An 8,224-nucleotide genomic window follows, 5' to 3' on the forward strand; every position below is an offset into this window, starting at 1 on the left:
CTGTGGTCGCCCCGCATTAGCTTCTGGCGACCACAGGGCTTGGGGTGTTAAGGCTTTTTCAGCTTCGGATTGGGAAAGAATTGCACCGCCTGCACCTTGGGGTCAGGCGCTTTATTCAACGCCGATGTATTAACCCGCGTACCCAACTCCTTGGGTACCGACAGGCCCTGTTCATTCAATGTGTCCGAATAACCGCAGGCCACGCATTCACGGTGCGGCACGTCGTTTTCATTCCACATCATCAATTTGTCAGGCTCGCTGCACGCCGGGCATACAGCCCCGGCGATAAAGCGTTTTTTGGTTTTGATCACGGGTGCATCGCTCATGCTGCCGAGTCCTCGGTCAGGCCGCTGTGACGCAACAGCGCGTCAATCGATGGCTCACGGCCACGGAAATCCTTGAACAGCTCCATCGGCGCTTTGGAACCACCGCGGGCCAGAATCGCCTGACGGAACGCCTTGCCGGTGTGCGGGTTGAACACGCCTTCTTCTTCAAAACGCGAGAACGCGTCCGCCGACAGCACTTCCGCCCACTTGTAGCTGTAGTAACCCGCGGCATAACCGCCTGCGAAGATGTGTGCAAAGCTGTTCGGAAAGCGGTTGTACGCCGGTGGACGCATAACCGAGACCTCGTCACGGATGCCATCGAGCACTTGTGCCACGCTGCGGCCGTCACCGTGGGTGGCGTGCAATTCAAAGTCAAACAGCGAGAACTCCAGCTGGCGAACCATCATCAGCCCGGACTGGAAATTCTTGGCGGCGAGCATTTTCTGCAGCAGGTCTTGCGGCAAGGCTTCGCCGGTTTCGTAGTGGCCGGAAATCAGGGCCAGGCCCTCAGGCTCCCAGCACCAGTTTTCCATGAACTGACTGGGCAGCTCGACCGCATCCCATGCCACGCCATTGATACCGGACACGCCGGAGTGTTCGATCTCGGTCAGCATGTGGTGCAAACCGTGACCGAATTCATGGAAGAGGGTGGTCACTTCGTCGTGCGTCAGCAGGGCAGGCTTGCCCGCCACTGCCGGGGTGAAGTTGCACACCAGGTTCGCCACCGGGCTTTGCAATACACCTGCTGCCGTGCGACGACGGTCGCGGGCGCCGTCCATCCACGCACCACCACGCTTGTTGGCGCGGGCGTACAAGTCAAAGAAGAAACGCCCGACATGCTGGCCGTTTTCCTTGATTTCAAACAGCCGAACGTCCGGGTGCCAAGTGTCGAAGCCTTTGAGCTCAACGATCTCGATGCCGTACAGGGTATGCACGATGTCAAACAGGCCCTTGAGCACTTTGTCGATCGGGAAATACGCGCGCAAGGTTTCCTGGGACACGCTGTAGCGCTGCTCGCGCAGCTTCTCACCGAAGAACCCGGTGTCCCAGCTTTTCAATTGCGGGCAACCTTGCTCGGCGGCGTACGCTTGCAGTTGCTCCAGGTCACGCGCGGCAAACGGCTTGCTGCGCTTGGCCAGATCACGCAGGAAGGTCAGTACCTGGTCCGGCGTCTCGGCCATTTTGGTGGCCAGGCTCAGCTCGGCAAAACTGCCGAAGCCCAACAACTGCGCCAGCTCCTGGCGCAGGTCGAGGATTTCTTCCATCACCGGGCCGTTATCGAACGTACCGGCATTCGGGCCTTGATCCGAGGCACGGGTGCAGTACGCCGCGTAGACTTCTTCGCGCAGCGCGCGGTCTTCGGCGTACGTCATGATCGGGTAATAGCTCGGGAATTCGAGCGTAATCAGCCAGCCGTCCAGCCCTTTGGCTTGAGCAGCTGCGGCCATTTGCGCCTTGGCCGACTCGGTCAGGCCCGCCAGAGCGGCTTCGTCCGTGATGTGCTTGGTCCAGGCTTGCGTGGCGTCCAGCAGTTGGTTGGAGAATGTGCTGCCCAGCTCGGACAGCTTGCTCTGCACCTCCGCATAGCGCTTTTGCTTGTCGAGCGGCAGGTCGATACCCGACAGACGGAAGTCGCGCAGCGAATGCTCCAGAATGGTCAGTTGCGCCTGATCGAACGTTGCCACTTGCGGGCTATGCGCGAGGGCTTCGAACGCTTGGAACAGTGCGCGGTTTTGACCCATTTCAGTCGAATACGCACTCAAGGCTGGCAAGCATGCCTCGTAAGCAGCACGCAGCTCAGCGCTGTTGCACACGGCATTTAAATGGCTGACCGGGCTCCAGGCTGCGCCCAGTCGGTCGTTCAGCTCATCCATGGCCAGCACCAGACCTTCCCAAGTTGGGTTACGGCCCTGTTCTTGAAGAATTTTTTCGATGCCGGCGCGGTTGTCAGCGAGGATCTGCTCGATGGCCGGCTGCACGTGCTCAGGACGGATCGCCGAGAACGGCGGCAGGTCGTAGGGCTGCAATAGAGGGTTGTTCTCGCTCACGTTAAGCACCTTGGCTGGAAGAAACATTGGGCCATCTTAATTACAATCGCCGCAGACCGCAGCCCTGTGACGCCCTATTACTGCTAAAGAAGGAAGCTATTTGTGTCCATCCGTCCGTTCCAGCAGCACACCCCCGCATTGGGCGAACGCGCCTTCGTTGACCGTTCAGCCGTTGTGATCGGCGATGTCGAGATCGGCGCCGACAGCTCCGTCTGGCCATTGACCGTGATTCGCGGCGACATGCACCGCATCCGTATTGGCGCGCGCACCAGCGTGCAGGACGGTTGCGTGCTGCACATCACACACGCCGGGCCGTTCAACCCCGAGGGTTACCCGTTGCTGATCGGGGACGACGTAACCATCGCGCACAAAGTCATGCTGCATGGCTGTACCGTGGGCAGCCGCGTGTTAATCGGCATGGGCAGCATCGTGATGGACGGCGCTGTCATTGAAGACGATGTAATCGTTGGCGCAGGCAGCCTGGTGCCGCCCGGCAAGCGCCTGGCCAGCGGGTTCCTGTACGTTGGCAGCCCGGTCAGGCAAGTGCGCGCGCTGAACGACAAGGAAAAGGCCTTCTTCACATACAGCGCTGGCAACTACGTCAAACTCAAGGACCAACACTTGGCCGAAGGCTACCACCAGCCCGTTTGAGCCTCTCCACGATCACGGCTTAGGAGCCCTGCATGCATTACCAAAACGTATTGTTTGACCTCGACGGCACGTTGACCGACCCGCGTGAGGGTATTACGCGCTCGATTCAGTACGGCCTGAGCAAAATGGGCATCGACGAACCTGACGTGCGCACGCTGGAACACTTCATTGGCCCGCCCTTGCTGCAAGCGTTCATGGCCACGTATGGCTTTGACGAGGCCAAGGCCTGGGAAGCCATGGGTTATTACCGCGAACGGTTTGCCGTGACCGGGCTGTATGAAAACCACGTATTCGAAGGGGTGACGCCGCTGCTGGAAGAGCTGGTCAGTCAAGGTCGACAGCTGTTTATCGCCACCTCCAAGCCACAGGTGTACGCCCGCGAAATCGCCCGGCACTTTGACTTCGCCCGGCACTTCAAGGTGATTTACGGCAGCGAGCTGGACGGCACACGCACCAATAAAGTCGAGCTGATCCGCCACTTGATGAGCGAGCAAGGGCTCGACCCGGCGCAGACCTTGATGATCGGCGACCGCAAGCATGACCTGATCGGCGCCCGCGACAACGGCCTGGATGCCGCCGCGGTGGGGTATGGGTTCGGCAGTTTCGAAGAGCTGAGCGCGTTCGCGCCCACCTACCACTTTCAAACCCTGGCGCAACTGCATCAGGCGTTCAGATAAGCCCCGCAACGGGGTCGTCGCTGCCGCAGATGCCCGGGTGCCAAACACCCGCTCAATGCGTCAGCGACTGCTTCGTTCGATCGCCTGCTGCAAATCCTTGCGCCAGCCCAGCAAAAAACCCAACTCCACCACGACAAACAGCGGCCCCACGATCAGCCCGGTCACGTCATCGATGAACGCCGGTTTTCGACCTTCGTAGTAATGCCCCACAAACTGAATGACCCACCCCAGCACAAACAACCCGACGCCCCAGCCCAGCCACAGCCCCGTGCTCAGGGCCGCCAGCGCATACCCGAGCCACACGGCCAACCCCAGCAATAGCGTCATCAACAGCCCGAGCCGTAACTCAAGTCGCAAATAAAACACCGCGCTGGCCACCATCAACACCAACGCGGGCGAAATTGCGGCCCACTGCGGGCGTGACAACAACGTCGCCACGGCAATCACGATCAGCGGAATGCCGACGAAGTGGGTCAGGATATTTCGCGCATCGCGGTGATACGCCGCGTACTGGCTCAGGTGCTCGACGAGGGTTTTCATGGCGCAGCCTTTGGGATTAACGATGACCCCCAGTGTAGGCACCCCGTGACACCCGCGCAGACGGCCAAAAGTACTTAATTACGGCCAGTGACGGGGTGAATTACGGCTCAGTGTCGCGAGTGAGGGCCCTTGTTAAGTTCTTTTAGTTATTAATAAATAGCTTCTTATTCCTTAGCGAATCTAAAAGCCATCCCTATACTGACCCTGTAACACACCCAAGCAGGAGGCGCACACCCATGGGCAACGAGTCGATTCGCTATTTGATAGTGCCGGGCTGGCAAGGTTCGGCCGACGATCATTGGCAAACCCACTGGCAGAACAGCCTGCCCAACGGTGCCCGTGTGGAACAGGCTGATTGGCTGACGCCACGTCGCGAAGACTGGATCGCCGCACTGGCCGAAGCGATTGCTGCTGATAACACACCGGTGATTCTGATTGCTCACAGCCTGGGGTGCATCACCGTGGCGCATTGGGCCGAACGGGCACCTGCCAGTCTGTTAAGCCAAGTACGGGGCGCGCTGCTGGTGGCGCCGGCCGATGTCGAACGCCCTGCCTGTGCGCCCGCCCTGCGTAATTTTGCACCCATTCCGGCACAGCGTTTGCCGTTCCCGAGCCAGATCGTCAGTTCTGATAACGACCCGGCCGTGAGCGCCGCCAGGGCAATGGAATTTGCCCGCCAATGGGGCGCGGAGATCGGAATCATCAGCGGCGCCGGACACATCAACGTCAAGTCCGGGCATCAGCGCTGGGAGCAAGGTTTCGCTTTTTTGTATCGCCTGCAAACCCGCATAGAGCACGACGCCCTGCGCCGCGCATGATTTTTCTGTAACGCCCGCGCCCACCCTCCGGCGGCGGGCGGGAGCCAGCCATGAGCCTGCATGAAACTTTCGGTCAGCCACTGCTGACGTTTCCTGACGCTGAAAAAAGCCCACTGAGCATTCGCGCCAAGGCGCTGGTGTTTGTCGACCCGCGCTCACGCCAATTGCGCAGCGACCTCGAACTGTTGGCGCCTCGTTCACTGCCAGTACTGATCCGTGGCGAGACCGGCACCGGCAAGGAACTGCTGGCCCGCCACATTCATCGCGCCAGCGACCGTACGGGGTTATTTGTGTCGGTAAACTGCGGCGCGATCAGCCCCACCTATGCCGACGCTGAGCTGTTTGGCTACGCAGCCGGAGCCCACAGCAGTTCTGCCAGCAGCCGGGCGGGGTGGTTCGGGTCGGCCAACGGCGGCACGTTGTACCTGGACGAGATCGGGGATTTGCCGCTGGCGATTCAAATCAAATTACTGGCCGCGCTGGAAAACCACGAAGTTACCCGCGTGGGTGCCCATCAGCCCAACCCGATGGATGTGCGGCTGGTGGCGGCCACCAGCATTGATCTGGCGCAGGCGGTCGCGGCGGGCAAGTTCCATGAACGGCTGTATCACTATTTGAGCGAAGGGCGACTGGACTTGCCGGCCTTGCGCGAACGCCCGGGGGATATTTTGTCGCTGGCTGAATACTTTTTGGGGGTCTACAGCCAGCGTCTGAGCCTGCCCGTGCCTTTTATCAGCGACAGCGCGCAACAGGTACTCGAACGCCACAGTTGGCCCGGCAACACCCGCGAGCTGGAGAACGTAATCCATTTTGCCTTGCTGGTGAGCACGGGCGATGAGATCCAGCCCGAGCATTTGAACCTGCCGGATGCGCTGAGTCAGATCGAATTGTTCATCAGAGGCGCGACCGAGCAAGAGCTGGCAGCGCTCAAAGCCCTGTTGTAGGGCCTGACAACGCCTTTAAATAACTAATAGATATAAGCAAGCGATTAAAAATTATTATTAGGGAATAAAGAATCTCGGTATTGTCAGCTCCGTCATCCAAATCAAGCCGTCATTCGAACGGCCACGTACGTAGGGGCATTGCATGAAAAAGGTTCTGTTGTTTACCGCATTGGCGGCTGCTTTGACGGCAGGCCTGGCGCAGGCTGGCGAGAAACTGGTGGTCGCTGCGACCCCCGTTCCCCACGCCGAAATCCTTGAGCTGATCAAACCGGCCCTCGCCAAAGAAGGCGTGGACCTGGACATCAAAGTCTTCACCGACTACGTGCAACCCAACGTGCAGGTCGATCAGAAACGTCTGGACGCCAACTATTTCCAGACCCTGCCGTACTTGGAGAGCTTCAACAAAGGTAAAGGCACTCACCTTGAAACCGTGATCGGCGTTCACGTTGAACCGTTTGGGGGTTACTCGAAGAAAGTTAAATCGCTGGCCGAACTCAAAGACGGTGCAACCATCGCGATCCCCAACGAAGGCAGCAACAGCGGCCGTGCGTTGATCCTGTTGCAGAAGGCCGGTTTGATCGAACTCAAAGACCCTGCAAATGCCGTCTCGACCCCCAAGGACATCGCCAAAAACCCGCACAATTTCAAGTTCAAAGAGCTTGAATCCGCCATGCTGCCCCGCGTGCTGGATCAGGTCGATCTGGACATGATCAACACCAACTACGCACTGGAAGCAGGCTTGAACCCGGCTAAAGATGCCTTGGTGATTGAAGGGGCTGATTCGCCTTACGTGAATTACCTGGTTGCCCGCCCGGACAACAAGAACAGCGAAGCTATCCAGAAACTGGCCAAAGCCCTGACCAGCCCTGAGGTCAAAGCGTTCATTGAGAAGAAATACAACGGTGCCGTGCTGCCAGCGTTTTAACCCGCGCAGCGTCACCCCAAACGCCGACGGCTTGCACAGCGTCGGCGTTTTTTATTGCGCATTACATCACCTAGCAGAGTTGCTAGGTAGGCAGCGTACCGTTTGACGGTGATGCTTGCTGCAACTCAGGCAAAGAAGCGCTCGGTCATGCCCCGCACACACTACGGCTACGACCCGCTGGATCGCTTGACCACCCACCAACTTGACTCAGCGCCACCTGCGCAGCGCTTTTATAACCGTGAACGCTTGAGTACACAGCTGCAGGGCGATCAACATCAGTCGGTCTTTCAGTTCCAGAACCAACTCCTGGCAACCCGCAGAGCTGCCGACGCACAGCTTCTGGTGACTGACCAGCAACGCAGCGTGTTACTCGAACTCAGTGCTGGCGAAAAGGGTGCTTTGGCGTATAGCCCTTATGGGCATCAGACGGCTCAACCTGGGCAGCAAAGCCTGTTGGCTTTTAACGGAGAACTTCCTGACCCTTCAACCGGACACTATCTGCTAGGCAATGGCCATCGGGCCTACAACACCGTGCTCATGCGCTTCAACAGTCCGGACCGGTTAAGCCCGTTTAGTGCAGGAGGGATCAACGCCTATGCCTATTGCAAAGGGGACCCGGTGAATCGGGTAGACCCCAGCGGGCGGTTAGCCCTGGACAATATTCTTTCTATCGCACTCTCAATACTCGGCGTGGCTAGCGGCATCAATGGGGCCATACCCGGTGTCGGGTTTTGGAGCGCACTCAAAAACCTGAAAAAAAATACAATCTCGGTCGCTGCCGTGGCGAGAGTCGTCGGAACAACAGTGGGAATAACAGCCAGTGTCGTCGGCGTGGGCCGGCAGGTGGCAGCATCCAAGGACGAGGGGGATGACGGTAATGCACTGCTTTGGTCAATGCTGGGCCTCTCGGCACTGGGTTTAGCAGGAGGCGTGGGTGCTAACGTGTTCGGCTGGAGAGCGATGCGCAAACAGGCCAGACAGGCGAGAGCCAATAGTGCGTTTATTGAAACCTACGACTTTTTTAGAAGCCTCCCACAGGGCTCAAGAACCCAATCGCCCGTGGCTAACCGCGCTACGCCTGCCTCGTCAGCAAGCGTCTCAAGATCGTCTTCATCGGCAGGGGCTCCTGAGCCTTCAGCACCGCCTCTAGAGGTTTCTCATGAATCCTTTAACAATCAGGCAAGACAAATTTATGTGCTGAAAGAGCTGACCAAAATCCAGGCGAAAGCCGGAGATATAAGACGAAGCTCCTTTTAATCTGCGCACAGCCCCAAGCCGTCCCGCCCCCCTTGCGG

At 58.7% G+C, this 8,224-nt stretch carries 9 protein-coding genes; 6 read left to right on the plus strand and 3 right to left on the minus strand.

Features of this window, described 5'->3' with window-relative positions:
- Window positions 1-47: 47 nt before the first annotated feature.
- A complete protein-coding gene (locus CJF39_RS01730; protein ID WP_094991871.1) occupies window positions 48-326 on the minus strand; it encodes a YheV family putative zinc ribbon protein in 279 nt (92 codons plus the stop codon).
- Complete coding sequence (gene prlC, locus CJF39_RS01735) at window positions 323-2,374, minus strand: oligopeptidase A (RefSeq protein ID WP_094991888.1); 2,052 nt, start codon at window positions 2,372-2,374, stop codon at window positions 323-325. Before prlC ends, CJF39_RS01730 begins: the two co-directional genes overlap by 4 nt.
- Window positions 2,375-2,476: 102 nt before the next feature.
- Here prlC and CJF39_RS01740 point away from each other — a divergent pair, with 102 nt between their 5' ends.
- Both CJF39_RS01740 and CJF39_RS01745 read left to right on the plus strand, forming a co-directional pair.
- On the plus strand, window positions 2,477-3,025 hold the full coding sequence (locus tag CJF39_RS01740; RefSeq protein ID WP_094991872.1) for a gamma carbonic anhydrase family protein: 549 nt from the start codon (window positions 2,477-2,479) through the stop codon (window positions 3,023-3,025).
- 32 nt (window positions 3,026-3,057) lie between these two features.
- Window positions 3,058-3,702 carry an HAD family hydrolase gene (locus tag CJF39_RS01745; RefSeq protein WP_094991873.1) on the plus strand — a complete coding sequence of 215 codons (645 nt, stop codon included), beginning with the start codon at window positions 3,058-3,060 and terminating at the stop codon, window positions 3,700-3,702.
- 60 nt (window positions 3,703-3,762) lie between these two features.
- Here CJF39_RS01745 and CJF39_RS01750 read toward each other — a convergent pair whose 3' ends face one another.
- Window positions 3,763-4,242, minus strand: a complete 480-nt coding sequence (locus tag CJF39_RS01750; protein WP_094991874.1) for a DUF962 domain-containing protein — start codon at window positions 4,240-4,242, stop codon at window positions 3,763-3,765.
- Window positions 4,243-4,478: 236 nt separating this feature from the next.
- Between CJF39_RS01750 and CJF39_RS01755 the strand changes: the two genes are divergently transcribed.
- From CJF39_RS01755 to CJF39_RS01770, 4 genes are all read left to right on the plus strand, one after another.
- Window positions 4,479-5,060: an alpha/beta hydrolase gene (locus CJF39_RS01755; protein ID WP_094991875.1), complete on the plus strand. Its 582-nt coding sequence runs from the start codon at window positions 4,479-4,481 to the stop codon at window positions 5,058-5,060.
- 50 nt (window positions 5,061-5,110) lie between these two features.
- Window positions 5,111-6,004, plus strand: a complete 894-nt coding sequence (locus tag CJF39_RS01760; protein WP_094991876.1) for a sigma 54-interacting transcriptional regulator — start codon at window positions 5,111-5,113, stop codon at window positions 6,002-6,004.
- A gap of 142 nt (window positions 6,005-6,146) precedes the next feature.
- Window positions 6,147-6,929, plus strand: a complete 783-nt coding sequence (locus tag CJF39_RS01765) for a MetQ/NlpA family ABC transporter substrate-binding protein (protein ID WP_094991877.1) — start codon at window positions 6,147-6,149, stop codon at window positions 6,927-6,929.
- Window positions 6,930-7,040: 111 nt separating this feature from the next.
- The gene (locus CJF39_RS01770) at window positions 7,041-8,186 is read left to right on the plus strand and encodes an RHS repeat-associated core domain-containing protein (protein WP_094991878.1); all 1,146 of its coding nucleotides are present in this window, start codon (window positions 7,041-7,043) and stop codon (window positions 8,184-8,186) included.
- The last annotated feature ends 38 nt before the right edge of the window (window positions 8,187-8,224 follow it).

Origin of the sequence: Pseudomonas lundensis (assembly GCF_002269125.1) — a bacterium.
GTDB lineage: Bacteria > Pseudomonadota > Gammaproteobacteria > Pseudomonadales > Pseudomonadaceae > Aquipseudomonas > Aquipseudomonas lundensis_A.